The organism is Paraconexibacter sp. AEG42_29 (assembly GCF_040581415.1).
Classification (GTDB): domain Bacteria; phylum Actinomycetota; class Thermoleophilia; order Solirubrobacterales; family Solirubrobacteraceae; genus Paraconexibacter.
The window spans coordinates 1,611,973-1,638,741 of record NZ_CP114014.1 but is presented as its reverse complement, the minus strand read 5'-3'; the positions used below and the strand labels follow the sequence as shown (position 1 = coordinate 1,638,741).

Below are 26,769 nucleotides of genomic sequence, written 5' to 3'. Positions count from 1 at the left end.
TGGGGCCTGACTAGGCCGACTGGCCGGCGGCGCGCTTGGCGGCGCGGCGGCGGAAGCGGTCCACGCGTCCACCGGTGTCGACGAGCTTCTGCTTGCCGGTGTAGAACGGGTGGCAGTTCGAGCAGATCTCGACGCTGATCTGCGGCGTCGTGGAACGGGTGTCGAACTCGTTGCCGCAGGTGCACTTCACGTGGGAAGTGATGTAGTTGGGATGGATCTCGGTCTTCATGGTTCCTTTCAGGATAGCGGGGGTCTCCCGAACCGGCGGATAGGGTTCCCCGATGCCCGCAAAGCTCTATGTCGTCCACGGCTCGCACCCGTGCAACACCGTCGCCAAGGCCCTCGAGCTGAAGGGCATCGCGTTCAAGAAGGTCGAGATCCCGCCGCCGGGCCAGGTGCTGGCCGTGCGCCTGCTGTTCCCGGCGCGCACGGTGCCGGCGATCCGCTTCGAGGACGGCCGCAAGGTTCAGGGCTCGCGGACGATCCTGGCCGAGCTCGACCGGATGGTCCCCGAGCCGGCGCTGCTGCCGACCGATGGCGCCGCCGCTGCCCGGGTGCTCGAGGCCGAGCGGTGGGGGGACGACGTCCTGCAGCCCGCCGCACGGCGCCTGCTGTGGGTGGTCCTGGGGAAGCAGCGCAGCGCGGCGCCGTCGTTCGGCGAGGGCGGCCAGATCCCCCTCCCGGCGGCCATGCTGCGCGCGACGATGCCGACGATCGCGTGGCTCGAGCTGAAGCTGAACCGCGCGACCGCGGCCGACATCGCCGCCGACTACCGCGACCTCCCGGGGCACCTGGACCGGATCGACGCGTGGATCGCCGACGGGACGCTCGGCGCGGACGGGACGCCGAACCGCGCGGACCTGCAGATCGGCGCGAGCCTCGCCCTGCTCATGACCATGCAGGACCTACGGGACCGGATCGCCCCGCGGCCCTGCGGGCAGCTGGCCGACCGCCTGTTCCAGGTCGGCGGTCACATCCCGGCGGGCGCCATCGCCCCCGAGCTGCTGCCGGCCTGAGCGGGCGGGCCAGCGGCCGCGGCCGTGAGCGCGGTCGCGGTCGCGCCGAACGCGGCGATCTCGTCCGCCAGCCGCTGCGGCTGGTCGAGCGCGACGAAGGTCCGGCTGTCCGGGATCTCGACGAGCGTCGCGTCCGCGAAGGCGTCGCGGAGCCGGCGCGCGTCCTCGACCCGGAAGTAGCGGTCGGCCGGGGCCCAGCAGAGCCGGACGGGCCCCGCGAACGTGTGCAGCCGGGTCGACACGTCGAGCAGCTCGCGAGCGTCGACGGCGCGCAGGAACGCCACCGTGTCCCGGCGCACGCCGCGGTCGGTCAGGCACGGCCGCACCCAGGTCCCCGTCAGCTCGCGTGGGAGCGGGCGCTCGGTCAGGACGCCGAAGCCGAGAGCGGTGTCGCGCATCCAGCCCGAACGCATGGCCTGCAGGCCGGCCAGTAGGACGCCGGGCAGCCGCGCGACCTTCAGCGCGGCGTCGAACGGCGGTGGCGGGAAGCGGTCGAACGCATCGCAGTTCGTGAGGACGACGCGGCCGATCCGGGACGGGTCCGTATCGAGGGCGAACTGGCAGATCGCGCCGCCAGTGTCGTTGCCCACGAGCGTGACGTCCGTCAGGTCGTGGGCCGCGAGCCAGTCGAGCAGCAGCCGGGCGACCCCCCGCGGCGTCGGGACGTGCGCCGCGGACATCGCGTGCGGGTGGGCGCCGAGCGGCAGGTCCGGGGCGTAGCTGCGCACGCCGCGGCGCTCGAGCTCGTCCTGCACCCTGCCCCACAGGCGGTGGTCGACGAGGAACCCGTGCACGAACACCACGGGCGGGCCGTCGCCGGCCGTCTCGCGGTGGTGGATCGTGCCCTGGCGGAGCGTGACTTCTGGCATCGTGGTGTCTCCCTCGAAGGTTGCGTGCAGGCTGCATGTAACTTACATACACACTGTATGCAAAGCAAGCGCACCCAGGAAGAACGCTCGTCGGCGACCCGCTCGGCCCTGCTGGCCGCCGCCCGGCCGCTGTTCGCCGCACGCGGCTACGCGGACGTCGGCACTCCGGAGATCGTCGCGGCGGCGGGGGTCACCCGCGGAGCCCTCTACCACCAGTTCGACGGGAAGCTCGCGCTGTTCGAGGCGGTGTTCGAGGCCGTCGAGCAGGAGGTGACGGGCCGGATCGGGACGCTGCTGGCCGAGGCGGGCGCGACCGACCCGATCGGTGCCCTGCGCGCGGGTGCGGGGGCGTGGCTCGACGCCTGCGCGGACCCCGAGGTCCAGCGCATCGTCCTGCTCGAGGCGCCCGCAGTCCTGGGCTGGGAGCGCTGGCGCGAGCTCGGGCTGCGGTACGGGCTCGGGCTGATCGAAGCCGTCCTGACCGCGGCGATCGCCGCGGGCGACCTGGACGAGCAGCCGGTGCGCCCACTCGCGCACGTGCTGGCGGGCGCGCTCGACGAGGCCGCGCTCTACGTGGCGCGGGCGGACGACCCGGTGGCGGCGCGGGCCGAAGTGGGCGCGGTGCTGGAGCGGCTGGTCGACGGGTTGCTGCGGTCGTAGCGCGACGTCACTCTGGGCACTTTTCGCGACGAAGAAGTGAGCTCTCTCGTAGGACGCGAAACAGCCTCAACGACGGCGCGACCGGCTTTGGCGGCGGCATGTGCCGTGGTTCCGCGGGCGGGCCGCGGCGGCAGCCAAGCGGGTGCGGAGCGTGCGCGGACCGCGGGGCGCTGCCGCCCGACCGTGCCCGGACGCGTGGAGGGTTTGGGGGGTATGCCCCGCCGAATCCTCCGAGGGACCACCGCCGCCCGGCCGTCGCCAGGACGCGTGGAGGGTTTGGGGGGCCAAGCCCCGTCACATCCTCCGAGGACCCCGATGTCGCGGGTGCGGAGCCGACCTTGCGCGCTGAAGCATGCATGGCATGCGCTGAGGGACAAGGTCCCCGATCTCCGCGGTCGCACAGCCGGCCACCCCGCCCACAGCCCCGCACCCAGGCCGCCGCGACCGCCCAGCGCATACCACCGTCTGCAGCCCGCAGTTCCCACAGCCGCCGCGACCGGGGCGGTCCTCGGCGTCAGCGCCACCAGCACGCGACCACCAGGCCCACGGCGCCAGCGCCACCGACCCCCGACCACAACCGCCCTCCCCGCGCAAGGAACGTCAGCCGGACGGGACCGACAGCGGCGGGCCCGCCGCGCGGACGCCCTCGTCCGTCGGCAGCGCCGCCAGGACGTCCCGCAGGACGGTGCCGTCCGGCAGGGTGAGGTCCAGGTCGAGCTCGAGCAGCGGGACAAGGACGAAACGGCGACTGCTCGCCTGCGCGTGCGGCAGCGTGAGGCGATCGGATCGGTACTCGACGTCCCCCAGCAGCAGGACGTCGACGTCGATCGGGCGCGGCCCGTGCCGGATCGCGCCCTCCAGCTGACGGCCCAGGTCGCGCTCGACGGCCTTGCAGGCATCGAGGAGTGCGTCGGGCTCGAGCGCCGTCGTCACCCGGATGCAGGCGTTGAGGAAGTCGTCCTGGTCGAGGACCTCGCCCACCGGGTCGGTGTCGTAGGTGGAGGACGACGCCACCACGGCGACGCCGTACGCGGGCAGCAGGTCGATGGCGGCCTGGAGGTTGCCACGGCGGTCGCCGATGTTGGACCCGAGCCCGAGGTAGCCGACGACGTCGGCCATCAGGCGCCGGGGATCGCCAGGGGCCGGAGCAGCGCCAGCTGCCGGCTCTGCGCGAGCAGCGTGCCGTCGGCCGCCCAGACGAATGCGTCCTCCTCGAAGTAGCCGTCCCGGGACGTCGTCGAGGAGTAGCGGGCCAGCAGCGGATCGCCGGGCGCCTGAACGGCCGCGGCGTCCGGGCTCCGGAAGTGGATCGTGAGGTCGATGGTCGGCGCGAAGGCGGGCATCGTCAGGACGGGGAAGACCGCCGGCAACCAGGCGTCGACCATCAGCGCGAGCAGCGGCGCGTCGACCGGCGCCGGCTCGCGGAGCAGCAGCCAGCCACCGGTATCGGCCTTGTCGGCGCCGCTGAACGGCCGCTTGCCGATGGCGCCCCAGAACTCGAACCTCCGCGCGATCGGCGGGTAGCTGGGGTCGTCCTCGGTCTGTCGCAGCTCGGAGACGGGGCGCACGTCCGGCGGCGGGGAGGCGAACTCGGCGGGCGACGGGAACGTCCCGCCGAACGCGCCGATGGCGATGACGCACGGGACGCCATCCTGCTCGAGGCGTGCGCTGACCGTCGACAGCGTGCGGCCGGAGCGCTCGACGGACACGTGGATCCGGACGCCTGAGTTCTTCGGCGCTCGCAGGTAGTGCAGCGTCAGCGAGCGGGCGTGGCGCGCGGGGTCGGCCACCTCGGCGAGCATGGCGCGCAGCACCAGCGCCGCCAAATAGCCGCCGTTCGGCCCCCCGGCGGGGATGCCCCAAGCGGGCGAGCATGTCGCGCTGTAGACGCCGTCGCCCTCGGGGGTGACGGCGGTGTCGCGGACGAAGTCGGGCTGGCCTGTGGGTGGCGTCGACACTGCTCAGGACCGGATCTGGCGCCAGACCTCGACCGAGACCTCGGAGACCGGCAGGGCGATGGGCGGTTCGGGCTTGGAGGCCTTGACCCAGACCTCGTCGGCGGCGAAGTCGGACAACAGCCGGTCGGCGATCGCCGAGCACAGCCGCTCGAGCGTCTTGTACGAGCGCTGCTGGGCCACGAGCGCGACGGTGTTGCAGACCTCGCCGTAGTCGACCGTGTCCTGCACCATGTCCGTCACGGTCGCGTCGCACTCGCCGACCTCCAGGCGCAGGTCCAGGACCAGGCGCTGGCCGATCTCGCGCTCGGCGGCGCTCACGCCGTGGTGGGTGTAGAGCGACAGGCCGGTGACCTCGATCGTCACCTCGGTCTGGGGTCCCTCCTCCTCGTCGAACGCGTCGTCGTCGAGGTCGAGGTCGTCGTCGTCATCGGGGTCGTGATCCTCAGGCGCCATGGGCGCGCAACGTAGCAGCCGCGACGATCAGGGCATCGCGAGCCGCCGCGACGTCGTGGACGCGGAACGTCCGCCCGCCACGCGTGAACGCCAGGACGTTGGCGGCGACCGTCGCTGCGACGCGCTCCGCCGGCTCGGTCCGCCCGGTGAGCGCACCGAGGAACGACTTGCGCGACGTCCCGACGACGACGGGGAATCCCAGCGCCACGAGCTCGTCGAGGCGCGCGAGCAACGCGAGGTTGTGATCGACGGTCTTCCCGAAGCCGATGCCAGGGTCCAGCTGGATGCGGTCCTCCCGCACCCCGGCAGCGACCGCCGCCGCGACGCGGCCCTCGAGGAACGCCTTGACGTCGTCGACGACGTCGCCGTACCGCGGCGCATGCTGCATCGTCCGCGGCTCGCCCTGCATGTGCATGAGGCAGCAGTCGCAGCCGCGGTCGGCGACCAGCCCGGCGAGCTCCGGGTCACCGCGGAAGGCCGTGACGTCGTTGACGTAGCTCGCACCCGCAGCCAGCGCGGCGGCGGCGACGCTCGCCTTCGAGGTGTCGACCGAGACCTGCACGTCGAGGCCGGCCAGGCCGCTGACCACGGGCACGACGCGCGCGATCTCCGCGTCCGCCGCGACGGGCAGCGCGCCGGGACGGGTGGACTCGCCGCCGACGTCGAGGATCCCCGCCCCTTCGGCCAGCAGCTGCCGGCCGTGCGCGATGGCGGCCGCCGGATCGATCCACCGCCCCCCGTCCGAGAACGAGTCGGGCGTGACGTTGACGACCCCCATGAGCGTGAACTCCCGCACCGGCATGAGCCTACGTGCGCGGCGCGCGAGGGCGCGCCGCGGTCCAGCGGTCCGTCAGGGCTTCTCGGGCAGGTCGAGCCCGCGTTCCGCACCGGCGATGCCCGGGCGCGGAAGCGCACGCGGCGACTCACTCCGGGCACGCTCGGCCGCGGTTGGCGGCGCGGGCGGCAGGCTGCCGCTGGCGGCCTCCGCGTCGGCGCGGGCGAAGACCTCGGCCTCGGGCCGGCCCTCGAGCAGGGCGATGAACTCGTCGGCCTCGATCGTCTCGCGGCGGAGCAGGATCTCGGAGATCGAGTTCAGGCTCTCGCGGTACTCGGTCAGGATGTCCTTCGCGACCTGGTGGGCGGACTCGACGATCCGGCGGATCTCCTCGTCGATGTCGCGGGCGATCTCGTCCGAGTAGTCGGGCTCGGTCTGGAACTCGCGGCCGAGGAACGGCTGCCCGTGGTCGTGGCCGAACACGCGCAGGCCGAGCTTGTCGCTCATGCCGAAGCGCATGACCATCTGCTTGGCGGTCGAAGTGACCTTCTCGAGGTCGTTGGACGCGCCGGTCGTGATCTCGCCGAAGACGATCTCCTCGGCGGCACGGCCGCCGAGCGTCATCGCGATGGAGTCGACGAGCTCGCCGCGCGTCGTGAGGAACTTGTCCTCCTGCGGCATCGAGATCGTGTAGCCCAGCGCCTGGCCGCGGGAGATGACCGAGATCTTGTGGACCGGGTCGGCGTGCTCGAGGTAGTGGCCCACGATCGCGTGGCCCATCTCGTGGTACGCCGTGATGAGGCGCTCCTTCTCCCCCATTACGCGGGTCTTCTTCTCGGGACCGGCGATCACGCGCATGATCCCTTCCTCGAGCTCGATCTGCGTGATCTCGCGCTTGCCGATGCGGGCCGCGAGCAGCGCCGCCTCGTTGACGAGGTTCGCGAGGTCCGCGCCCGTGAAGCCAGGCGTCTGGCCGGCGAGGGTGTCCGTGTCGATGTCCTTCGCGAGCGGCTTGCCGCGCGTGTGGACGTCGAGGATGCGCTGACGGCCCTTGCGATCCGGGCGGTCGACGGCGATCTGCCGGTCGAAGCGGCCAGGACGCAGCAGGGCGGGGTCGAGGATGTCGGGCCGGTTCGTGGCCGCGATCATGATGATGTTGTCCTTGCCCTCGAAGCCGTCCATCTCGACGAGGAGCTGGTTGAGCGTCTGCTCGCGCTCGTCGTGACCGCCGCCCATGCCGGCGCCGCGGTGGCGGCCGACGGCGTCGATCTCGTCCATGAAGATGATGCAGGGCGAGTTCTGCTTCGCCTGCTCGAAGAGGTCACGCACGCGCGAGGCACCCACGCCGACGAACATCTCCACGAAGTCCGAGCCGGCGATCGAGAAGAACGGGACGCCCGCCTCGCCGGCGACCGCGCGGGCGAGCAGCGTCTTGCCGGTGCCGGGCGGGCCGTAGAGCAGGACACCCTTGGGGATCCGGGCGCCGAGCGCCTGGAACTTCTTTGGGTTCTCCAGGAACTCCTTGATCTCGTGGAGCTCCTCCACCGCCTCGTCCGCGCCGGCGACGTCGCGGAAGGTGATCTTCGGCGAATCCGCGCTCATGCGCTTGGCCTTGGACTTGCCGAACTGCATGACCTTCGAGCCGCCGCCCTGCATCTGGTTCATGAGGAAGATCCAGAACCCGATGAAGATCAGGAACGGCAGGACGTACGTGAGCAGCGAGAGCCAGCCGTTGGTCTTGCGGCCCTGCACGTCGTAGTCGGTCAGCGCGCCGGACGCCTTCGCCTGAGCGAGGCGGTTCTCGAGCTGGGCCGCGCCCTGGTCGGTGAACCCGACCTCGTACGACGCACCCTGCTTCGGCTTCACCGCGACGATGTTGTTCTTCGTCTTCAGGGTCACCTTCTTGACCCCGCGATCACCCAGCTGGGCGATGAACTCCCCGTACGTCTTTTTCGGGGTGCCCGAACTCGGGCTGATCAACTTCTGGGCGAAGAAAGCGAGCACGACCACGATCAGAATCGGGAAGGCTGCGCTCTTGAAGAAGCGGCTCATGAGTAGACGACCAAGCGTAGCAGGGGGTTATGGGCTGACAGTGCAGTGCCAGACACGTCTGTTCCTACGTGTCTGCGGCCCAAACGGAGCATTCTCAGGTGGCGAGCGCGGCCACGTACGGCAGGTTGCGGTAGCGCTCGGCGTGGTCGAGCCCGTAGCCGATCGCGAACTTGTCCTTGATCTCGAAGCCGACGTAGCGCGGCTCGAGCTGGACCTTCCGGCGCTCGGGCTTGGTGAGCAGCGCGCAGACCTCGAGCGAGCCCGGGTTGCGGGCGCCGAGGTTGCGCAGCAGGTACTGCAGGGTCAGGCCCGAGTCGACGATGTCCTCGACGATCAGCACGTCGAGTCCCTCGATCGGGCGGTCGAGGTCCTTGAGGATCCGGACGACGCCGCTGGAGTCGGTCGCCGACCCGTAGGAGGAGACGGCCATGAAGTCGACCTCGCAGTTGCAGCTGATCTGCCGCATGAGGTCCGCCAGGAAGAAGACCGCGCCCTTCAGGACGCAGACGAGCAGCAGGTCCTTCCCGGCGTAGTCCTCGGAGATCTGCTCTCCCAGTTCCCGCACCCGACGCTTGAGGTCGTCGGCCTGCACCATGATCTCTTCGATGACCGGCTCGCGCATGTGGCGCGAACCGTAGCGGCTGGGGTGGCTGGGGACGGGTCACCCCTCGCGCTTGTACGGGACCCCGTCCGCCGCCGGCGGGATCGAACGGCCGATCACGCCGGCCACCGCGATCAGCGTCAGGACGTACGGCAGCGCCTGCAGCAGCGTCGCAACGTTCTCGGCGCCGTCCGTGAGCTGCGGGAGGCGCTGCGCGAGCGCGCTCGAGAAGCCGAACAGCAGCGTCGCCATGAGCAGCCCGAACGGCCGCCAGCGCCCGAAGATCAGCGCCGCGAGCGCGATGAAGCCCTTGCCTGCCGTCATGTTCTGCGTGAACGAGTGGACGAAGCCGATCGAGAGGAACGCGCCGCCCATGGCTGCCAGCGCGCCCGACGTGATGACCGCCAGGTAGCGGGTCCGGTAGACGCTGATCCCCACCGTCTCCGCGGCCTTGGGGTTCTCCCCCACCGACCGCAGCCGCAGCCCGCCCGCCGTCCGGAACACGAGCAGCCACACGAGGACGCACATGATCAGGCTCAGCCAGACCATCAGGTTGAGCTGGTGGACGGCCTCCCCGATGAAGCCGAGCGACTCGGTCGGGAGCGTGACCTCCGGCACCTCGGGCAGGTCGTTCGGGGTGCCGTTGGTGCCGTAGGTGCTGACGTACAGGTACCCGGTGACGCCGAGCGCGACGAAGTTCAGCGCGGTGCCCGACACGATCTGGTCGGCACCGACGTGGATCGCGAAGACCGCGTGGATCGCCGCGAGGGCGGCGCCCGCGGCGATGCCGATCAGCAGGCCCAGCACCCACGAGCCGGTCTTGTCGGCGCCCAGCGCCGCGAAGAAGGCACCCATGAGCATCATGCCCTCGAGCGCGATGTTGACGACCCCCGCGCGCTCGGAGACGAGGCCGCCCAGCGCGGCGAAAGATCAGCGGACAGGCGAAGCGCAGGGTGGCGGCGCCGAGCGTCCCCCACGAGACGGCGGCCTCCAGGCCCCCGACCGCGGTCTTGGACGCGCCGTAGCCGAGGCCCGCGCCGAGCAGCGCGACGAGGATCGCGATGATCCCGAGCTTGCGCTCCCCGCGGGCGGTCGCCAGCACGCCGAGCACCAGGCCCACCGCGCCCAGCAGCAGCGGGACCGCCGCGGCGCGAACCGTCAGCGGCGGGACGGCGACGAACAGCGCGAGCGCACCGGCGACGATCCCGAGCCAGGCGATCGTGGCGGCGGGGCGGGCGGCCACGGCCGCCCGGATCCGGTCGGCCGGGCCCGGCGACGACGAGGGCGGAGCCGGAGCGGTGGCGGTGGCGACGGACGGCGTCATGCGGTCGGGACCTGGCCGAGGGTGGTCGGGGCGGGGACGGCGTCCGGCGGGGCCCCGCGGCGTGCGCGCCGCCGGCGCCAGACGGACGCGAGCAGGACGTCGGCGCTGACGAGCAGCACGACGAGCCCCTGGATCACGGTGGTGAGGTTCGGCGCCAGGTTGGGGTCGAAGGTCCCGGCCTCGAAGTTGCGCACGTTGGTCCCCTGCAGCAGCGCGCCGAACAGCAGCGCCGCCAGGCAGGTCCCGATGGCGGTGTTGCGGCCCAGGAGCGCGACCGCGATGCCCAGGAAGCCGACCTGCGAGGTCTGCACGTCGTTCGTGGCCAGGTGGAACTGCCAGCCGAGGACGTCGAGCGAGCCGGCGAGCCCGGCGAACAGGCCGCAGAGGCCCATCGTCATGACGTAGGTCCGGCCGACGCCGATCCCGGACGAGCGCGCCGCCGGGGGGCTGAAGCCGACGGCGCGGGCCTCGAACCCGAGCCGCGAGCGGTTCAGCAGCACCCAGAAGACCCCGGCGGCCAGCACCGCGACGAAGATGCCCACGTGCAGTCCCTGCAGGTCCTTGTCCCCCCAGAAGACTGGGAGCCGGGCGTCGGTGAGGACGTCGTTGGAGATCGGGACGGACGTCTGCGTGTCGCTCTGCAGCGGGCCGCCGAGCCCGAACAGGTAGACGCCGATCCACAGCGCCGTGTAGTTGAGCATGATCGTCGTGATCACCTCGTTGGCGCCCGTGGCGGCGCGCAGCCCGCCCGCGATCGCACCCCACGCGGCCCCGGCCAGCGCGGCCAGCGCCATCGCGACGACGACGTGGAGCCAGCCCGGCAGCCCGGCCCAGGAGGACGCGACGTAGACCGCGATGATCGACCCGACCGTGTATTGGCCCTGCGCGCCGATGTTGAACAGCCCCGCGCGGAACGCGTAGGCCACCGCGAGCCCGCACAGGATCAGCGGCCCGGTGTTGATCAGCGTCTGCTGCAGGTTGGCGGCGGCGAGCGGCCGGTCGTCCTCGCTGAGCCACGGCAGCAGCCAGTTCAGGCCGGCACCGTTGAAGATGGCCTTGTAGATCTCGAACGGGTCCGCCCCGCTGGCCAGGACGACGAGCCCCGCCACGAAGAAGGCGAAGACCAGCGTGATGAGCGGGGCGACGATCCCGCCGATCGACAGGTGGCTGGTCAGCCGCGACGCGGCGCCGGCCTTCGGGGCCTCCGGGGCCTGCGGGGTCTCCACCGTCTCAGGCAAGGGACTTCTTCCCGTCCGCGCTGCCGCCGCCGAGCATCAGCAGGCCGAGCTGCTCCTCGGTCGCCGTCGGCGGCAGCTCGCCGACGATGCGGCCCTTGAAGATCACGAGGATGCGGTCGGCGAGGTTGCGGACCTCGTCGAGCTCGAGCGACAACAGCAGGACCGCGCGGCCAGCGTCGCGCTCGGCCACCAGGCGCCGGTGGACGAACTCGATCGCGCCGACGTCCAGCCCGCGCGTCGGCTGCGCGGCGACCAGGACCTGCGGCTCGGAGGAGATCTCGCGCGCGATGACGACCTTCTGCTGGTTGCCGCCCGAGAGCGATCGCGCCGGCGTCCGGGGCGTGCCGCCGCGGACGTCGTACTCGCCCAGCAGCCCGGTCGCCCGCTCGAGCATCCGGCGCAGGTTCAGCAGCCCGAAGCGCGTGTGGCGGTCGTAGTCGCGCAGCGCGATGTTCTCGCTGAGCGTGAAGTCGAGCACCAGGCCGGACCGCTGCCGGTCCTCGGCGATGTGGCCCAGGCCGGCGTCGCGGACCGCACGCGCGTCGCTGCCCGTCACGTCCTTCCCGTCCAGCGTGATCGTGCCCGAGTCCGGGGTCCGCAGCCCGCAGATCGCCTCGACGAGCTCGCGCTGGCCGTTGCCGTCGACGCCCGCGACGGCGACGATCTCGCCGCCGTGCACGGTGAGGGAGACGCCGTCGACCGACGGCAGCCCGCGGTCGTCGGTGACGTGCAGGTCCTTGACGTCCAGCAGCGGCGCGGCGGGGGCGCAGTCGGCCTTCTGCACGCGCAGCAGGACGTCGCGGCCGACCATCAGGCGGGCCAGCGCGGCCTCGTCCGGCGGGTTCGGCCCGGCGACGTCGACGGTGCCGACCGTCTTGCCGCGGCGCAGGACCGTCACGCGGTCGGCGATCTCGCGGACCTCGCCGAGCTTGTGGGAGATGAAGACGATCGAGGTGCCGCGGTCGCGCAGCCCCCGGAGCACGGTGATGAGCTCGGCGGTCTCCTGCGCGGTCAGGACGGCGGTGGGCTCGTCGAGCACGAGGATGTCCGCGCCGCGGTCGAGGGCGCGGAGGATCTCGACGCGCTGCTGCTGGCCGACAGTGATGTCCTGCACGAGCGCGTGCGGGTCGACGCCGAGCCCGTGGCGCTCGGAGAGCTCCTGCACGCGCTGCACGGCCGCCTTCTCGTCGAGCATCCCGCGGCGGCGGGGCTCGTCGCCGAGGACGACGTTCTCGGCCACCGTCATGACGTCGATCAGCATGAAGTGCTGGAAGACCATGCCGATGCCGTGCTGCATCGCCTGCTTGGGCGACCCGATCTTCACGGCCTGGCCCCCGACGCGGATCTCGCCGCTGTCGGGGGTCAGCATCCCGTACACCATGTTCATCAGCGTCGACTTCCCGGCTCCGTTCTCCCCCAGCAGGGCGTGGATCTCGCCGCGGCGCAGCTCGAAGTCCACGCCGTCGTTGGCGGTCACGGCGCCGAAGCGCTTGGTGATCGCCTGCAGCTGGAGGGCGGGAGGGGTCATCCGGGTCGTCGACGCAGTCTTCGTCCGTCGCTACTTCCCGATCGTGTCGGGGACGGTGACCGTCCCGGCCTTGATGTCCGCGGCGACCTTGTCGATCTGCGCCTGGTACTTGGTCCCCGCCGCGCTGAGCTTGCCGATGCCGACGCCGTCCGTCTTCAGGTCGAAGACGGTGTTGACGCCCGGCTTGAACGTGCCCTTCTGGACGGCCTCGATCGTGTTGTAGACCGCGACGTCGACCTTCTTCGTCGCCGAGGTCAGGATGTGCGCGCCGAGATAGCCCTGGTCGGCGTCGACGCCGACGCCGAGCTTGCTCTTCTCCTTGGCCGCATCCAGGGCGCCGAGGCCGCACTGGCCCGCCACCTGGAAGACGACGCCGGAGCCCTGGCCGATCTGGTCGAGCGCGATCTCCTTGCACTTCGACTGGTCGACGAAGTCCTGCGAGTAGCCGTTGAGCGTCTTGATCGTCGGGAAGGCCGCCTTGGCGCCGGCCTGGTAGCCCGCGATGTAGTGGTCCACCGGCGGGATCTTCTGGCCGCCGACCGAGGAGATCGTCGTGATCTTGTTGTCCTTGGCGTAGAGCGCGGCGAGGTACCCCGACAGATAACCGCCTTCCTGCTCCTTGAACAGCAGGCCCTCGACGTTCGCGGGCTTGCCCTTCAGCGAGGCCTGGTCGACGTCGATGATCGCGAAGTTCGTGTCCGGGAACTTCTTGGCGACGACGCCCATCGCGTCCGCCATCAGGAAGCCGACGCCGACGACGAGGTCGTACTTCTGCTGGGCGAGGGTGCTCAGGTTGGGGACGTAGTCCGCGTTCGACTTGGAGGTCAGCACGCGCCCGGTGGCGCCGAGCTTGCTCTTGGCGTCCTCGAGGCCCTTGTTCGCCAGCGAGTTGAACGAGCGGTCGTTCAGGCCGCCGATGTCCGTGACGAGGCCGACCTTGATCTCCTTGCCGGCGGGCTCGGCGGCGGTGCTCGTGCTGGCGGCCGGCGTGCTGGCGGCCGGGGTGCTCGTGCTGTCGTCGTCATCCGAGCCGCAGCCTGCGGCCATCAACGACAGTCCGGCGAGTCCTACGGCGGCCAGTGACCGCATGCGCATACGTTGCAACTTCGCTCCTCTTTCGTCAGCTGTGGGTGGGGACAGCGGACGGTGAGTGACCCTTCTCGCCGCCCGGCGGATCCTATAGCCCGAGCGGTCTGTTGTGCAGACCATTTAGGAGCGCCGCGCGGGTCTGGTCGTCCACGAACGCCGCGCCCAGGGCGGTGGCGGTGATCGCGACGAGCTGCTCGTCGTCGAGCCCGAAGTGGGCGCGGGCGACCCCGTACTCCCCGCCGATCGTCGCACCGAAGTACGGAGGATCATCGGACGCGAGCGTGACCGGGACACCGGCGGCCATCAGCGCCGGCAGCGGATGGTCCGCGTAGGTGGCGTAGACGCCGAGCGCGACGTTGGAGGTCGGACAGACCTCGAGCACGATCTGGCGCTCGGCGAGCTCGCGGACGAGGTCCGGGTCCTCGATCGCGCGCACCCCGTGGCTGAGGCGGACGACCCCGGGCAGCTGCAGCGCCGCCCGGACGGACTCCGGGCCGGCGTGCTCACCGGCGTGGCAGGTGCACCCGAGGCCGGCGTCGTGGGCGATGGCGAACGCGCGCGTGAAGTCCGGCGGCGGGAAGCCGGCCTCGTCGCCGGCCATGTTGAAGCCGACGACGTACTCGTGGGGGTTGTCGGCGGCCTCCTGCGCCGTCCGCTCGGCCGCCTCGACGCCGAAGTTGCGCACGATCGAGACGAGGATCCGGCCCTCGATCCCGGTCTGCGCCCGGGCGTCGTCGATGCCCTGGAAGATCCCGGCGCGGTGCTCGGCCTCGGTCAGGCCGACGGCCCGGGCGTGGTCGGGGCTGGAGATCAGCTCGACGTAGCGCGTGCCCTCGGCCGCGCACGCCACGAGGTACTCGTAGACGACGTCGCGGTAGTCGGCGGCGGTCCGGATGACGCTCGCCGCGAGGTCGTAGGTGTTGAGGAAGTCCAGGAAGTCGCGCCAGCGGAAGGTGTCCTCGTCCTCGAAGGTCCCGTCGGGGATCGCGACCTTGTTGCGCGCGGCCAGCCGGCGGATGAGGTCCGGGCGGGCGGTGCCCTCGAGGTGGACGTGCAGCTCGGCCTTCGGGACGTCCGGGACGACGTAGTCGGTCAGGTCGGCGGGCATGGGGCTACGCGACCTCCTCGGTGATCACGGGGACCGGGGCGGGGGCGGCCGGGGGGTCCTCGCCGGCCACGACGATCGCCGCACGGACGGCGGCCGCAGCCGCGTCGGCCTCCGCCTCGGTGCGGGCGTGGACCACGCACAGCGGGCGGTCGTCGGCTCCGGGGCCGACCGGCGTGCCCGGGCCGGCGACGGCGGACAGGCCGACGCGGTGGTCGATCGCATCCTTGTCCGTCCGCCTCCCCCCGCCGAGGCCGATGACGGCGAGGCCGAGGTCGCGGGTGGCGTGGCGCGCCACGACGCCGGCGGTGTCCGGATGGACGGGCCGCACGACGGGCGCGGCGGCGAGGTGGTCGTCCGGCCGCTCGAGCAGGTCGGCCGGCCCGCCGAGGGCGACGACCATCCGGGCGAAGCGATCGGCCGCCGCCCCGCTCGTGAGGGCGGCGCGCGGGTCCGCGCCGGTGACGCCGGCGACGGACAGGACGCGCTCGGCCAGCGCGACCGTGACGTCGATCAGCCGCGGGTCGGCGGCGGCCGGGTCGGTCAGCGCGGCGATCGACTCCGCGACCTCGAGCGCGTTGCCGGCGGTCGTGCCGAGCACGCGGTCCATGTCGGTGAGCAGCGCGACGGTGGGCAGACCGGCCCCGGTCGCGACCGCGACGAGCGTCTGCGCGAGCTCGCGGGCGTCGTCGACCGACGCCATGAAGGCGCCCGAGCCGTGCTTGACGTCGAGCACCAGCGCGTGCAGGCCGGCGGCGAGCTTCTTGGACAGGATCGACGGGACGATCAGGTCGCGCGTCTCCACGCTGCCCGAGGCGTCGCGGATGCCGTACAGGCGGCGGTCGGCCGGGGCGAGGTCGTCGGTCTGGCCCACGACCGCGCAGCCGGCGGCGTCGATCGCGGCGCGCAGCAGGTCCAGGCCGGGCTGGCTCGCGTAGCCGGGGATCGCGTCGAGCTTGTCCAGCGTCCCGCCGGTGTGGCCCAGGCCGCGCCCGCTGATCATCGGGACCGCGGTCCCGCAGGCGGCGAGCATCGGCGCGAGCAGCAGGCTGACCTTGTCCCCCACCCCGCCGGTCGAGTGCTTGTCGACGACCGGCACGTCGAGGTGCTCCCACGTCAGGACGCTGCCGCTGTCCCGCAGCCCTTCGGTGAACGCGACGCGCTCGGGGTCGCTGAAGCCCTTCAGGAAGACGGCCATCGCGAAGGCCCCGGTCTGCGCGTCCGAGAACCCGCCGTCGGCGATCGCGGCGCCGATCCCGTGCAGCTCCGTGCGCGTGAGCTCCCCGCCGTCGCGCTTGCGGCGGATCAGCTCGGCGGGCAGCGTGGCCGTCATCCGCGCGTGGCCAGCAGGTCGTCGAGCAGCGAGCTGGCGCCGAAGCGGAAGGTGAAGGGCGACGCCCAGGCGATGCCCATGATCTCCTCGGCGAGCTGCAGATAGGCCTCGGCGTCGGCGCGCGTCCGGACCCCGCCGGAGATCTTCACGCCCGCGGGCCCGTCGTGGGCGGCGACGGCCTCCAGCAGGATCCGCGCGCTCGCGAGGTCGGCGCCGGGCCCGTGCTTGCCGGTGGACGTCTTCAGGAACGTGGCCCCGCTGCGCAGCGCCGCGTCGGCCATGGCCCGGGTCGCCACCGCATCCTCGTGCGAGCCGGTCTCCAGGATCACCTTCAGGTGGCCGGGGCACTCGGCGGCGCAGGCGGCGACCAATCTGCCCACGGCCTCGTGGTCGCCGGCGAGGTGTGCGCGCCAGGGCGCGACGACGTCGACCTCGTCGGCGCCCTCGTCCATCAGGGCGGCCGTGTCGCGGGCCGCACCGTCCGGGTCGTCGTCCCCGGCCGGGAAGTTCACGACGGTGGCGACGCGCACGCCGGTGTTGTCCAGCGCCTCGGCCGCCGTGGCGACGAACTGCGGCATCACGCAAACGGCCGCGACGGGGCCTGCCGGCGTGATCGCCTTCACGCAGAGCGCGTCGACGACCGCGGCGGTGTCGTCGTCGTTCAGGCTGGTGAGGTCGACGAGGGAGATCGGATCGGGCACGGGTGCGTCCTCAGGGAAGGTCGGGCAGGGCGGCGGTGAGCAGGGTCTGCAGCGCGCGGGCACCGTCGACGGCGCTGGCGAGCGTCTGCTCGTGGGAGAGGGCGGTGTCGGACATGCCCTCGGCCAGGTTCGTGATGGCGGAGATCGCGCCGACGCGCAGACCGGCGTGACGGGCGACGATGACCTCCGGGACGGTGGACATGCCGACCGCGTCGGCGCCCAGCGTCCGGAAGGCGCGGATCTCGGCCGGCGTCTCGAACGACGGGCCGCTCACGGCGAGGTAGACGCCCTCGGCCAGCGGGACCCCGGCGGCCGTCGCGGTGGCCTGCAGGTGCGTGCGCAGCTCCGCGTCGTACGCGTCCCCCAGGCCGACGAAGCGCGGCCCCAGAGCGTCGTCGTTCGGGCCGGTCAGCGGGTTGATCCCCATCATGTTGATGTGGTCGGTCAGCAGCATCAGGCGGCCGGGCGGGACCTCGGGCCGCAGCGACCCGGCGGCGTTCGTGGCGAGCAGCGTCCGCACGCCGAGGGCGGCGACGGTCCGGACACCGGCGGTCAGCGGCGCGCCGGTGATGCCTTCATAGACGTGCGCGCGACCCTGGAGGACAGCGACCCGGCGGCCGGCGAGCGTCCCGACGACGAGCCGTCCGGCGTGCCCGGTGACCGTGGAGACGGGGAACCCGGGCAGGTCGGCGAACGGCGTGGCGACAGCGTCCTCGACGGCGTCGGCCAGCGCACCGAGCCCGGAGCCCAGGATCAGCGCGACGTCGGCACGCACGGCGTCCCCGTGGCGGTCCAGCAGCAGGCGGGCGGCGTCGGTCACGCGCCTGACTCCATGGCGGCGGCGTCGAACGCGTAGGGCAGCAACTGGGCGAGCGTCACGGTCTGCCGGACGCCCTCAGGCCCGCACAGGTGGACCGGCGTGTCAGGCCCCGCGAGCTCCGCCAGCCGCTGGCGACAGCCGCCGCACGGGGTGATCAGCGGGGTGTCGGCCATCACGGCGACCTCGGCGATCCGCGTCCCGCCGGCTGCGATCAGCGCGCCGATGGCGGACGCCTCCGCGCACTGCGTCTGCGGGTAGGCGGCGTTCTCGACGTTGGCGCCGAGGTGGACGGTGGCGGCGTCCCCGACCGACCGCAGCGCGGCGCCGACGCGGAAGTGCGAGTACGGGACGTACGCGCGGCCCATCGCGACGCGGGCGCCGTCGATCAGGTCGTCGGGTGCCGCCACGCGGGTCAGCAGCTGCGCGTAGCCCTCGGCGACGATGCGGTCGTCGGCGATGCCCAGCGCGGCGCGCAGGTCGGCGACCTTGCGGTGCTCGGCGTCCAGGTCGCCGGCGTCATCCGCCGCGACGGCCTCGAGCTCGACGAAGCGACCGAGGCCGGCGACGTCGTCGAGGTGGATCCGGACGTTCTCCCACAGCAGCAGGCGGCGCTCCTTGCGGACCACGGGGCCCGGCCCGTGGGTGGCCCGCAGCGCGCCGATCAGGGTGTCCGGGTCGGGGACGTCGATCCGGTCGTAGCTGCTGGTGCGGGCGGTGGCGGCGTCCGCGCGGTGGTAGGCGATCAGCTGCGCGGTGGTGCCGTCCTGCTCGCGCAGCTTGAGGCGGCCACGGGGGACCGGGAAGTACGTGTCGCGCTGGGTCAGCGTCCCCGCATCGGCGGCGCCGAAGGCGATGGCGGCCCGGTGCGTGGCCTCCGGGTCGGGGTCGTGCGCCTTCAGCTCGACGTTGCGTGCGGGCGGCATCGCTCGCACCGTAGCGCGGCGCGACTACGCTTCCGCGGGGATGAGCGCCTTGAACGTCGTCGACCACCCGCTGCTCGCGCGGCACATCGCGGTGCTGCGGTCCACCGGGACGGGCCGCGAGCAGTTCCGCGCCGCGCTCGCCGAGGCGGCCGGGATCCTGGCGTACGAGGCGCTGCGCGACATCCCTGTCGCCACGATCACGGTGCAGACGCCCCTCGAGGAGACGACCGGCGCGGCCCTGACCCGGCCGGTCATGGTGATCGCCGTCCTGCGCGCCGGTCTCGGGATGGTGGACGGGTTCCTGCGCCTGGTCCCCGACGCATCGGTGGGGCACCTCGGCATGCGCCGCAACGAGGAGACGCTGCAGCCCGAGGACTACTACGAGTCGCTCCCTGCCGGGGTCGGGGCGTCGACCGTCTTCGTCGTCGACCCGATGCTCGCCACCGGCGGCAGCTCGGTCGCCGCCCTGGACCGCATGCGCCGGGCGGGCGCGAACGACCTGCGCTTCGTGTGCCTCGTGGCCGCGCCGGAGGGCGTCGCCGCCGTGCAGGAGGCGTTCCCCGAGGTCCCGATCACGATCGGCGCCCTGGACCGCGGGCTCGACGCGCGCGGCTACATCCGGCCGGGCCTCGGTGACGCCGGCGACCGCATCTTCGGGACCGAGTGATGCCGGGACGCACCCTCGCGCCGGCGGTCCTGCTGGACCTGGACGGCACGCTGGTGGACTCGCGCGCGGCGATCGTGGCCGGGGTGAACCAGACGCTGGCCGCCCTCGGGGCCGCCGAGCGGCCCGCGGAGTCGCTGCACCCGTTCATCGGCCCGCCGCTGCACACCACGTTCGCCACGCTGCTCGGCCGGCACCCCGACGACACCGAGCTCGACGCGATCGTCGCCGACTACCGCCGGCGTTACGGCGACCTGATGCTCGACCACACGCCGGTCTTCGACGGCGTCCCCGAGGCGCTGGACAAGCTCGTGGACGCCGGCTGCGTCCTGGTCGTCGCGACCTCCAAGGCGCGGCCGCTGGCGCAGCGCCTGGTCGAGGGGCTGGGGCTGGGCAGGCGGCTGACCGCGGTCTGCGGACCGGTCCCGCCCGCGCGGGACGACAAGGCGACGACCGTCGGGCACGCGCTGGAGGCGGTCGGGGGACCGGCCCGCGCGGTCATGGTCGGCGATCGCCACCACGACGTGGACGGGGCACGGGTCCACGGCCTGGCGTGCGTCGGGGTGCTGTGGGGCATCGGGGACGCGGACGAGCTGACCGACGCGGGCGCGGCGTCGCTCTGCCGGACCCCGCAGGACCTGGCGGACGCAGCGCTCGCGCTGCTGTGACCCATGGGTGTGGCAGCGTCAGGTGTCGTTTTCCGACATCTGACGCTGCCGCGCCGCTAGCTCGGGACGTCGACCACGAGGACCTCGATGTTCCAGGTCCGCAGGGCCTCCGCCAGCCAGCTGCCGCCCGTGACGCTGCGGGCGGCGTCCGCGTCGGCGAACGCGATGACGAGGCGGGCGGACGGGTGGGCGCGGCCGAGCGTCGCGAGCTTGAGCGCGTCGCGCGCGACCTTGTCCAGCTGCGGTCCCTTCAGCCGCCCGCGACGCGCGAAGACCTCCACGAGCACGGTCGGCCCGGCGTCGACCCCGTCCAGGTCGGCCGTCGCACCGCCGGGCAGCACGAGCGGCCGCGGGTGCAGCGTGACGCCGACGGTCGCAGCGACCGCCTCGCGGATCGCGGTCTCGGTCCGCTGCTGCGCGTCGAAGTCGGGCGTGTCGCTCACGGGCCGGACCGTAGCGGCCGCGGTCAGCGTGGCGGGGTGCGCCCGAACCGCAGGACGCCCCCGGCGACGAGCGCCCGCGCACCGTCCCCCACGTCGAGCGCGCCGTCCCCGAGCTCGAGGATCTCGGCCAGCCGTGCCGCGGCCCGCGGACAGGGGCGGCCGCCGATCGCCTGCTCGGCGAGCTCGCGCACGACGAGCCGGGCGAGCGCGACCGGCAGCTGACGCAGTTGGTCGACGGCGATGTGGTCGCGTCCGGCGAGCGCGGTCTCGACGACGGCCTGCAGCACCTCGGCCTCGTCGCGCAGCAGCTCGGCGGTGCGCAGGACGTTCTCCTGCGCCCGCTCGTCGACGGCGGTCAGCGCCGGGACCAGCCCGTGCCGGACCCGGCCGCGCGCGTACGCGTCCGTCGCGTTGGTGGCGTCCGTCCGCCAGGCCAGCCCGCGGGCGGCGCAGTAGGCGGCGGTCTGCTCGCGGGTGACGGGCAGCAGCGGGCGGACGAGCCGGCCGCTCCGTGGCGGCATGCCCAGCAGCGCCCGGCGGCCCGGCGAGGTCGCCAGGCGATAGAGCACGGTCTCGACCTGGTCGGTCGCGGTGTGGCCGGCCGCCAGCACGCCGCCGCTGGTCGCCGCCGCCTTCGCGCCGGCGGCGTAGCGGACGTCGCGCGCCCACGCCTGCAGGTTGCCCGGCGCGCCGTCCGGCCGCCGTGTGCGCTCGACGTCCAGCGGCACCTCGAGCCGGTCGCACAGCGCGGCGCAGTGGGCCTGGTCGGCGTCGGCGTCGTCCCGCAGCGCGTAGTTGACGTGCAGCGCACGGACGACGTCCCGGCCGGCGAGCGTGACCGCGACGTCGAGCAGGCACACGGAGTCCTGCCCGCCGCTGAGCAGGACGACGACCGGTCCGCCGTCCGGCAGCAGTCCGCCGGCACGCACCGGGCCCAGGACCGCGTCGAGGGCGCCACCCATCAGCCGCCCCGCCGCGTCGGCGCCGGCGCGGCCCGCGCGGGCATCAGGTCGACGCCGACGCCGGCCCGGCGCGCAGCAGCCGGCGCCAGCGCTCGGGCGAGGGGTCGGACGGCGGCACCCGATCGAGGAACTCCACGATCGCGCCGACGAGCTGCGCCGCCGCCTGCAGCGGCGGGAAGTGCCCCACGTCCTTGAGGACGACGAGCTCGCTGCCCGGCATCGCGTCGTGCCCGCGCCGCCCGTGACCGAGCGGGATGACCGGGTCGCTGTCCCCCCAGACGATCAGCGTCGGCATCTCGGCCGCCAGGTACAGGCGGTCCCCGGCGAAGACCCGCTGGCCGTCCGGGCCGACGACCGCGCGCAGCGTGTCCAGGAACGCCCGCCGGGTCGCCCCGACGCCGAGCGACCGCAACGACCGCCCGACCTCGAGCTGCTCGGCGTCCGGGCGGACGCGCAGGATCCCGAGCGCGCCCGACACGACCGGGGAGACGAGGCGTGCGACCCCGCCGATGCCGGCGACCACGAGCTCCGCGCCGGGGAGTGCGGCGCTGCGCAGCCACGGGTTGACCGAGCGGCCGAGTCCGCCGCTGCTCACCAGGACGAGGCGCTCGGTGTGCTCGGGGAACAGGTAGGCGAACTGCATCGCGACGCCCCCGCCGAGCGAGTGCCCGACGAGCGTCGCGCGCTCGAAGCCCTGGACGAGGAGCAGGTCGCGCATGGTCGCCGCAAGCGCCCCGACGGAGAAGTCGCCGGACGACGTCCCGGAGTCGCCGTGGCCCGGCAGGTCGGGGGCGATGACCGTCCGGCCCGACGCGACCAGCGGGCCGACGACGTCCCGCCACGCGTCGCGGCTGCCCGCGATCCCGTGGATGAGCAGGACCGCCGGCCCCTCCCCCTCGCGACGGAAGACGACCTCGTGCCCGTGCAGCTCGATCGCCCGCGCGCCGTCCGCGAACGCCATCAGTCGTCGTCCCCCGGCCGGGCGAGGAACAGCTCGGTCGAGTGGGCGAACCCCTTCAGCCGGACCTCCCCGATCCGCTCGAACTCGAGATGCGGGCCGGCGACCTCGACCAGCGGCCGCGTCACGATGACCTCACCGCCGGCCGACCGCGCCGCGACCCGGGCGGCGAGGTTGACCTCGCGCCCGTAGTAGTCGCCCTCGCGGTAGAGCGTCTCGCCGTAGTGGACGCCGATGCGCGGCAGCGGGCGCTTGACCATCAGCTGCTGGAAGCCGACGGCCCAGTCGACCAGGGCGGCAGGATCGGAGCCGACGATCATGACCTCGTCGCCGATGGTCTTGATGACGCGGGCGTCCTCGGGCAGCGTGTGCTCGACGGCCTCGACGAAGCGCTCGACGGCGCTAACGGCCTCCTCCTCGCCCTGCTCCTCGGTCAGGCGGGTGTACCCGGCGAGGTCGGCGAAGGCGATCGCGACCCGCAGGCGGCCGAGGTCCAGCTGGGTGTCCCCCAGGTCGGCCTCCATGTGCCCGATGACGTCCTGCTCGACGAAGTGGTGCAGAAAGCGCTGGTGCAAGTGGTCCATCATCGGGCTGGCGAGCGGGAGGAGCTGGCGCGTGAGGCCCTCCATCTGCTCCGCGATCTGCAGGCCGGGCATGCCCTCGCGCATCATCGGCTCGTGGACGTAGAGGTGGAACAGCCGCACCTCGGCGTCGGCGATCTGCGCGAGCGCCTGGCCGTAGACGCGGCACAGCTGCAGGAAGGCGACGAGCGGCAGCCCGGCGGCGAGCGCGGCCGCGCCGTAGCGCAGCATCTGCACGTCGTCCTCGGTGAGCTGCTCGGTCCAGCTCGTGCTGAAGCCGAGCGAGGACCCGATCCGCTCGATCAGCGCCGGCTCCAGGCCGGTGTCCTTGGCCGCCTGCTTGAGGGTGTACTCGGCGTCGTCGATCCGCAGCAGGTCCTCGGCGTAGCCGAACGCGAGGCGTCCGTCCTCGGTGGCCTGCCGGATCTCCGCGAGCGAGTGCCCGCGCTCGCGCAGGCGCGCCACGATGCGCGCGTGGGCGACCATGCCCTGCGTCCACGCGGAGCCTGCCTGCATCGGGATCACCTGGGAGGCGATCCAGCGCCGGAGGGTCGCCGGCGTCACGCCGACCCGGCGGGCGACCTCGGGGGTGCTGAGTTCCTGCTCGGTCGTCAAATCCGGAGGTGCGGGTACTCGGCCTCGACGACTCGGGCGAACGCCGCGTGGACCGGCTTGATGATCGGGATCAGCGTGAGCGCGGCCATGACGTCGCCGGACGTCTTGATGCGCCGGCGCGCGACGGCGAGGGCGATCGACTCCTTGCCCTGGAAGTAGCGGTTGGCCGTGTCCGACGCCATCTCCATGCGCACCCGCGGCTCCCAGTCGACGTCGTCCGACCACACCCAGATGAGGTTCCCGTACTCCTCGTCGTAGGTCGCGCGGATGTTCACGACGAGGTCGAGGTCCGGGAACGCGAAGCGCTGCGGGACGTCCGCGGCGTGCAGGCGGGGACCGATCTCCGGGTCCTCGCTCATCATCGTGAAGACGCGGTCGAGGACCGTGCGGAACTCGGCGGCGGACTGGAAGCTGGCGGTGGTGGCCATGGAGGACGGCCGGCGCGGTAGGCGCCGGCCGCGGGATCAGCTCGGGCGCTTGGAGGCGGCGGAGCGCCGTGCGGCGGCCCGGGCGGCCGGGACCTTGCTCGCAGCGGTCGCGCTGCGGGCGGCCGGCTTGCGGGCGGCGGCCGCGGGCTTGGCGGCGGCCGGCTTGGCTGCCGCCGGCTTGGCTGCAGCGGCCGGCTTGGGAGCGGCCTTCGGCGCCGCGGGCTTGGATGCGGCGGCCTTGGGCGCGGCCGGCTTGGCGGCGGCGCGTGCCCGCGCGGCGACCGGCTTGGCGGCAGCGGCGGGCTTCGCGGCCGCCGGAGCGGCCGCGCGGCGGGCCGCGGGCTTGCGCGGTGCGGGGGCGGGCTTCGCCTCCAGCGCGGAGACCCGGGCGGTCAACGCGGCGATGTCCGCCCGGACGGCGTCGAGGTCGGCTGCCGCAGCGGGGCGTGCACCCTCGAGCGAGTCCCGCAGCCGGGTCGCGACCGATGACAGCTCGTCGGCGATCTCCTGCACGCGCTTCTGCGTGCCCTCCGCCTGGTCGGCCGTGGCCTGGAAGGCCTGGTCGACGGCAGCCCGCACGGCATCCGTGCGGGACTGCTGCTTGTCCTTCTTCTTCTTGTCTTCACGCTTGGCCACGACTGGCGACTCTATCCTCCCGGACCCGTGCCGGCACAAGTCAACGTCCTGCGTCCGACCAACGCGCTCGCCGAGCGGGCGCTGCTGTGCGGCGACCCCGCCCGCTGCCTCGGCCTCGCCACCGCGCTGCTCGACCGTCCGCTCATGTTCAACCACGCCCGGGGCCTGTGGGGGTACACGGGTACGGCGGCCGACGGCGCGCCGCTGACGATCCAGGCGACCGGGCTCGGCGCGGCCTCGGCGGCGATCGTCACCGACGAGCTCTTCCGCCTCGGCCTGCGGACCGCGATCCGGGTCGGGACGGCTCGAGCACTGCCCGTCGGCGGCGACGACGCGCTCACCGCCGGCGACGCCCTCGTCGTGACCGGTGCCCTCGCCGGCGACGGGCCGTCGCGGGCCCTCGGCGCCGGCGACGTCGTGCGTCCCGACCCGCGGCTCGCGGCGGCGCTCGCGGCCGATGCCCCCACCGCGGGCCTCGTCGCGACGTCCGACCTGCTGCAGGCGCCGGCGACGACGAGCGCCGCCGACGGATCGCTCGCGCTGGCCGCCGACCTGCAGACCGCGACCGTCCTGCAGGTCGCCGCGCTGCACGGGCTCCCGGCCGCCGCGATCCTCGTCGTCACCGGAGCCGTCGCCGGCGGGGACGGCGGGCTCGACGACGACGCGCTGCTCGCCGCCGTGCGTCGCGCCGCCGCGGTCGCCGCCCTCGCCTTCGGCATTCCCGCGCGCACGGCGCCCCCGCTCCCGCCCCCGCGCGAGGACGAGCGCCCGGCCGACTCCGGCGCGCGCGTGACCGCCTGATGCCCGTCTCCGTCCAGATCGGCCTGCTGCTGTCGCTGGCGACGGCGTTCGTCTCGATTCTCGGCTTCCTCTACAAGCACCGTGGCGCCGCCGAAGCACCCCCCGTCGAATGGCGCCATCCCGTCCGCAGCACCCTCGCCCTGTTCTCGAGCAAGTGGTGGACGATCGGCATCATCGTCGCCACGAGCTCGTGGTTCCTGCACGTCGCCGCGCTGTCACTCGCGCCGATCTCCCTCGTGCAGTCGGTGATCGCCGGCGGGCTCGTCCTGCTCACCGTCGTCGCGGACAAGATGTTCGGCCTCAAGGTCACCCGACGGGAGTGGATCGGCGTCGGCCTGACCGCGGCGGGCCTGGCGATCCTGGCCGCGACGCTCGGCGACAGCGGGAACGAGAAGCACAGCGACTACGAGACGCTCACGCTCGTCGTGTACGTCGGCGCCCTCGCTGCCGTGACCGTGCCGCTGATGCTCCTGGCCGGCCGCACGGGACCGTCGCTGGGCGGACCGCTCCTCGCCGCGTGCGCCGGCCTGCAGTGGGGTGCGAGCGACGTCACCATCAAGGCCGCCAGCGGCCATTTCGGTGACGGGGTCGTGACGATCCTGCCGCTGGCGCTCGTCATCACGGTGCTGTCGCTCGTCGGTCTGGTCGTGAGCGCGCGGTCGCTGCAGGTGGGCGACGCCGTCCCGGTGATCGCCGTGACGAGCGCCGCGGCGAACCTCTCGACGATCGCCTCGGGCCTGGTGGTCTTCGGCGAGCCGCTCCCCGAGGGGTCGGGCGCCGTCGCCCTGCGGCTGGCCGCGTTCGCCCTCGTGGTCCTCGCCGCGACCCTGACCCCGGGACCCGTGGCCGCCGTGGCGCCTCCGCGGCCCGACCCGGCCTGATCGCTGCAGGGTCCGTCCCGGCGGGACGGTTACTCGGGGGTGACGCTCAGGCGCTCCTGGCTCGACGGCACGTGGACCGGCGCGCCGCCCGGGAGCGACGCGCGAATCGCCGCGACATCGGCCACGAGCCCGTCGAGCAGGGATTCCATGCGCGCGAGGCGCTGCTCGACGTCGGTGCTGCCGCGCAGCTCACCCAGGCGCTCGTCCACCCGGTCGACCCCGTCCTCGATCCCCTCGAGCCGCTGCGAGAGCGAGCGGACCCGCCGGGTCAGCCGCTCGAGATCCGCCGCGGACGGGATGTTGAGGGCCCCCATCGCGACCTCCTGGGCCTGCACCGCCTTCTCGCGCGCCTCGAAGGCGCGGCTCAGCGCACCGGTGACGAGCGGGCTGTCGAACAGCTCCTGGGCGAGTTTTCCCAGCGCATCCTCGCCACCTTTCGCAAATTTCTCGCGCGGTCCCTTGTCCTCGGTGCTCACGATGTCCTCCTCGGTCGACGGGCCTTCACAGGTCGTGCTCATGAGCAATCTAGCCACCCAAAGGGGGAGTTCTCGCACCCGAAGGGAGGACGTCCACCCGTTCGTGGCCGGACGCGGTGTCCGAACGAGATGTCGGTGGTGGTGCCGGTCGGCGCGCCGAATCGGCGGTTTCCAGGTACTACCGCGTTGCAATCCCGTTAACGGGTCGGGT

The 26,769-nt window shown here is 73.2% G+C and carries 30 protein-coding genes; 6 read left to right on the top strand and 24 right to left on the bottom strand.

The features are described 5' to 3' along the window. Positions 1-10 precede the first annotated feature (10 nt). Complete coding sequence (rpmE, locus tag DSM112329_RS07920; RefSeq protein WP_354701271.1) at positions 11-229, bottom strand: 50S ribosomal protein L31; 219 nt, start codon at positions 227-229, stop codon at positions 11-13. 52 nt (positions 230-281) lie between these two features. Between rpmE and DSM112329_RS07915 the strand changes: the two genes are divergently transcribed. Then, the gene (locus tag DSM112329_RS07915) at positions 282-1,016 is read left to right on the top strand and encodes a glutathione S-transferase family protein (protein WP_354701270.1); all 735 of its coding nucleotides are present in this window, start codon (positions 282-284) and stop codon (positions 1,014-1,016) included. Here the strand turns inward: DSM112329_RS07915 and DSM112329_RS07910 are convergent. Then, positions 971-1,885 carry an alpha/beta hydrolase gene (locus tag DSM112329_RS07910; protein ID WP_354701269.1) on the bottom strand — a complete coding sequence of 305 codons (915 nt, stop codon included), beginning with the start codon at positions 1,883-1,885 and terminating at the stop codon, positions 971-973. The two genes, DSM112329_RS07915 and DSM112329_RS07910, sit on opposite strands and share 46 nt — an antisense overlap. A 57-nt stretch (positions 1,886-1,942) precedes the next feature. Here DSM112329_RS07910 and DSM112329_RS07905 point away from each other — a divergent pair, with 57 nt between their 5' ends. Beyond that, on the top strand, positions 1,943-2,545 hold the full coding sequence (locus DSM112329_RS07905) for a TetR/AcrR family transcriptional regulator (RefSeq protein WP_354701268.1): 603 nt from the start codon (positions 1,943-1,945) through the stop codon (positions 2,543-2,545). A 600-nt stretch (positions 2,546-3,145) separates the two neighbouring features. On the opposite strand, the gene folK is transcribed toward DSM112329_RS07905, so the two are convergent. From folK to cdd, 15 genes are all read right to left on the bottom strand, one after another. Then, positions 3,146-3,664: a 2-amino-4-hydroxy-6-hydroxymethyldihydropteridine diphosphokinase gene (gene folK / locus DSM112329_RS07900; RefSeq protein ID WP_354701267.1), complete on the bottom strand. Its 519-nt coding sequence runs from the start codon at positions 3,662-3,664 to the stop codon at positions 3,146-3,148. Beyond that, positions 3,664-4,503 (bottom strand): thioesterase family protein, encoded by an 840-nt coding sequence (locus DSM112329_RS07895; protein ID WP_354701266.1) that lies wholly within the window; start codon positions 4,501-4,503, stop codon positions 3,664-3,666. Before DSM112329_RS07895 ends, folK begins: the two co-directional genes overlap by 1 nt. A gap of 3 nt (positions 4,504-4,506) precedes the next feature. Then, entirely contained in the window at positions 4,507-4,956 is a 450-nt protein-coding gene (folB, locus tag DSM112329_RS07890) for a dihydroneopterin aldolase (RefSeq protein ID WP_354701265.1), read from the bottom strand. Beyond that, positions 4,946-5,758 carry a dihydropteroate synthase gene (gene folP, locus DSM112329_RS07885; protein ID WP_354701264.1) on the bottom strand — a complete coding sequence of 271 codons (813 nt, stop codon included), beginning with the start codon at positions 5,756-5,758 and terminating at the stop codon, positions 4,946-4,948. The genes folB and folP overlap by 11 nt, the downstream gene beginning before the upstream one ends. A gap of 48 nt (positions 5,759-5,806) precedes the next feature. Next, positions 5,807-7,783: an ATP-dependent zinc metalloprotease FtsH gene (gene ftsH, locus DSM112329_RS07880; RefSeq protein WP_354701263.1), complete on the bottom strand. Its 1,977-nt coding sequence runs from the start codon at positions 7,781-7,783 to the stop codon at positions 5,807-5,809. Between the two features lie 94 nt (positions 7,784-7,877). Beyond that, positions 7,878-8,405, bottom strand: a complete 528-nt coding sequence (hpt, locus tag DSM112329_RS07875) for a hypoxanthine phosphoribosyltransferase (RefSeq protein WP_354701262.1) — start codon at positions 8,403-8,405, stop codon at positions 7,878-7,880. A 39-nt stretch (positions 8,406-8,444) separates the two neighbouring features. After that, positions 8,445-9,263, bottom strand: coding sequence for an ABC transporter permease (locus DSM112329_RS07870; RefSeq protein WP_354702455.1), 819 nt, complete (start codon positions 9,261-9,263; stop codon positions 8,445-8,447). Positions 9,264-9,704: 441 nt separating this feature from the next. Beyond that, the gene (locus tag DSM112329_RS07865) at positions 9,705-10,946 is read right to left on the bottom strand and encodes an ABC transporter permease (RefSeq protein ID WP_354701261.1); all 1,242 of its coding nucleotides are present in this window, start codon (positions 10,944-10,946) and stop codon (positions 9,705-9,707) included. Further along, positions 10,939-12,474 carry an ABC transporter ATP-binding protein gene (locus DSM112329_RS07860; protein WP_354701260.1) on the bottom strand — a complete coding sequence of 512 codons (1,536 nt, stop codon included), beginning with the start codon at positions 12,472-12,474 and terminating at the stop codon, positions 10,939-10,941. Before DSM112329_RS07860 ends, DSM112329_RS07865 begins: the two co-directional genes overlap by 8 nt. Before the next feature lie 30 nt (positions 12,475-12,504). After that, entirely contained in the window at positions 12,505-13,569 is a 1,065-nt protein-coding gene (locus DSM112329_RS07855; RefSeq protein WP_354701259.1) for a BMP family ABC transporter substrate-binding protein, read from the bottom strand. A gap of 82 nt (positions 13,570-13,651) precedes the next feature. Next, a complete protein-coding gene (gene add / locus DSM112329_RS07850) occupies positions 13,652-14,671 on the bottom strand; it encodes an adenosine deaminase (protein ID WP_354701258.1) in 1,020 nt (339 codons plus the stop codon). Between the two features lie 4 nt (positions 14,672-14,675). Next, positions 14,676-16,001, bottom strand: a complete 1,326-nt coding sequence (locus DSM112329_RS07845; RefSeq protein ID WP_354701257.1) for a thymidine phosphorylase — start codon at positions 15,999-16,001, stop codon at positions 14,676-14,678. Beyond that, positions 15,998-16,702 carry a deoxyribose-phosphate aldolase gene (gene deoC, locus DSM112329_RS07840; protein WP_354701256.1) on the bottom strand — a complete coding sequence of 235 codons (705 nt, stop codon included), beginning with the start codon at positions 16,700-16,702 and terminating at the stop codon, positions 15,998-16,000. The genes DSM112329_RS07845 and deoC overlap by 4 nt, the downstream gene beginning before the upstream one ends. 10 nt (positions 16,703-16,712) lie before the next feature. Next, positions 16,713-17,522 carry a purine-nucleoside phosphorylase gene (locus tag DSM112329_RS07835; RefSeq protein WP_354701255.1) on the bottom strand — a complete coding sequence of 270 codons (810 nt, stop codon included), beginning with the start codon at positions 17,520-17,522 and terminating at the stop codon, positions 16,713-16,715. Beyond that, the gene (cdd, locus tag DSM112329_RS07830; protein WP_354701254.1) at positions 17,519-18,445 is read right to left on the bottom strand and encodes a cytidine deaminase; all 927 of its coding nucleotides are present in this window, start codon (positions 18,443-18,445) and stop codon (positions 17,519-17,521) included. Before cdd ends, DSM112329_RS07835 begins: the two co-directional genes overlap by 4 nt. Positions 18,446-18,485: 40 nt before the next feature. Here cdd and upp point away from each other — a divergent pair, with 40 nt between their 5' ends. Next, positions 18,486-19,112, top strand: coding sequence for a uracil phosphoribosyltransferase (gene upp, locus DSM112329_RS07825; protein WP_354701253.1), 627 nt, complete (start codon positions 18,486-18,488; stop codon positions 19,110-19,112). Next, entirely contained in the window at positions 19,112-19,777 is a 666-nt protein-coding gene (locus DSM112329_RS07820; protein WP_354701252.1) for an HAD hydrolase-like protein, read from the top strand. Before upp ends, DSM112329_RS07820 begins: the two co-directional genes overlap by 1 nt. A 56-nt stretch (positions 19,778-19,833) precedes the next feature. Here the strand turns inward: DSM112329_RS07820 and DSM112329_RS07815 are convergent, their stop codons facing one another. The 6 genes from DSM112329_RS07815 to DSM112329_RS07790 are packed head-to-tail and all read right to left on the bottom strand — an operon-like array spanning position 19,834 to position 24,400. Further along, on the bottom strand, positions 19,834-20,220 hold the full coding sequence (locus DSM112329_RS07815; protein WP_354701251.1) for a hypothetical protein: 387 nt from the start codon (positions 20,218-20,220) through the stop codon (positions 19,834-19,836). Positions 20,221-20,243: 23 nt separating this feature from the next. Further along, positions 20,244-21,182 (bottom strand): tRNA lysidine(34) synthetase TilS, encoded by a 939-nt coding sequence (gene tilS / locus DSM112329_RS07810; protein WP_354701250.1) that lies wholly within the window; start codon positions 21,180-21,182, stop codon positions 20,244-20,246. Positions 21,183-21,225: 43 nt separating this feature from the next. Then, positions 21,226-22,143, bottom strand: coding sequence for an alpha/beta fold hydrolase (locus DSM112329_RS07805; RefSeq protein WP_354701249.1), 918 nt, complete (start codon positions 22,141-22,143; stop codon positions 21,226-21,228). Next, the gene (locus tag DSM112329_RS07800) at positions 22,143-23,336 is read right to left on the bottom strand and encodes an adenylate cyclase regulatory domain-containing protein (protein WP_354701248.1); all 1,194 of its coding nucleotides are present in this window, start codon (positions 23,334-23,336) and stop codon (positions 22,143-22,145) included. Before DSM112329_RS07800 ends, DSM112329_RS07805 begins: the two co-directional genes overlap by 1 nt. Next, the gene (locus DSM112329_RS07795) at positions 23,333-23,764 is read right to left on the bottom strand and encodes a hypothetical protein (RefSeq protein WP_354701247.1); all 432 of its coding nucleotides are present in this window, start codon (positions 23,762-23,764) and stop codon (positions 23,333-23,335) included. The genes DSM112329_RS07800 and DSM112329_RS07795 overlap by 4 nt, the downstream gene beginning before the upstream one ends. A gap of 36 nt (positions 23,765-23,800) precedes the next feature. Further along, a complete protein-coding gene (locus DSM112329_RS07790; RefSeq protein ID WP_354701246.1) occupies positions 23,801-24,400 on the bottom strand; it encodes a hypothetical protein in 600 nt (199 codons plus the stop codon). 27 nt (positions 24,401-24,427) lie between these two features. Between DSM112329_RS07790 and DSM112329_RS07785 the strand changes: the two genes are divergently transcribed. Continuing rightward, the gene (locus tag DSM112329_RS07785) at positions 24,428-25,201 is read left to right on the top strand and encodes a hypothetical protein (protein WP_354701245.1); all 774 of its coding nucleotides are present in this window, start codon (positions 24,428-24,430) and stop codon (positions 25,199-25,201) included. After that, positions 25,201-26,082 carry a hypothetical protein gene (locus DSM112329_RS07780; protein ID WP_354701244.1) on the top strand — a complete coding sequence of 294 codons (882 nt, stop codon included), beginning with the start codon at positions 25,201-25,203 and terminating at the stop codon, positions 26,080-26,082. The genes DSM112329_RS07785 and DSM112329_RS07780 overlap by 1 nt, the downstream gene beginning before the upstream one ends. 29 nt (positions 26,083-26,111) lie before the next feature. On the opposite strand, the gene DSM112329_RS07775 is transcribed toward DSM112329_RS07780, so the two are convergent. After that, the gene (locus DSM112329_RS07775; protein WP_354701243.1) at positions 26,112-26,600 is read right to left on the bottom strand and encodes a hypothetical protein; all 489 of its coding nucleotides are present in this window, start codon (positions 26,598-26,600) and stop codon (positions 26,112-26,114) included. Positions 26,601-26,769 lie beyond the last annotated feature (169 nt).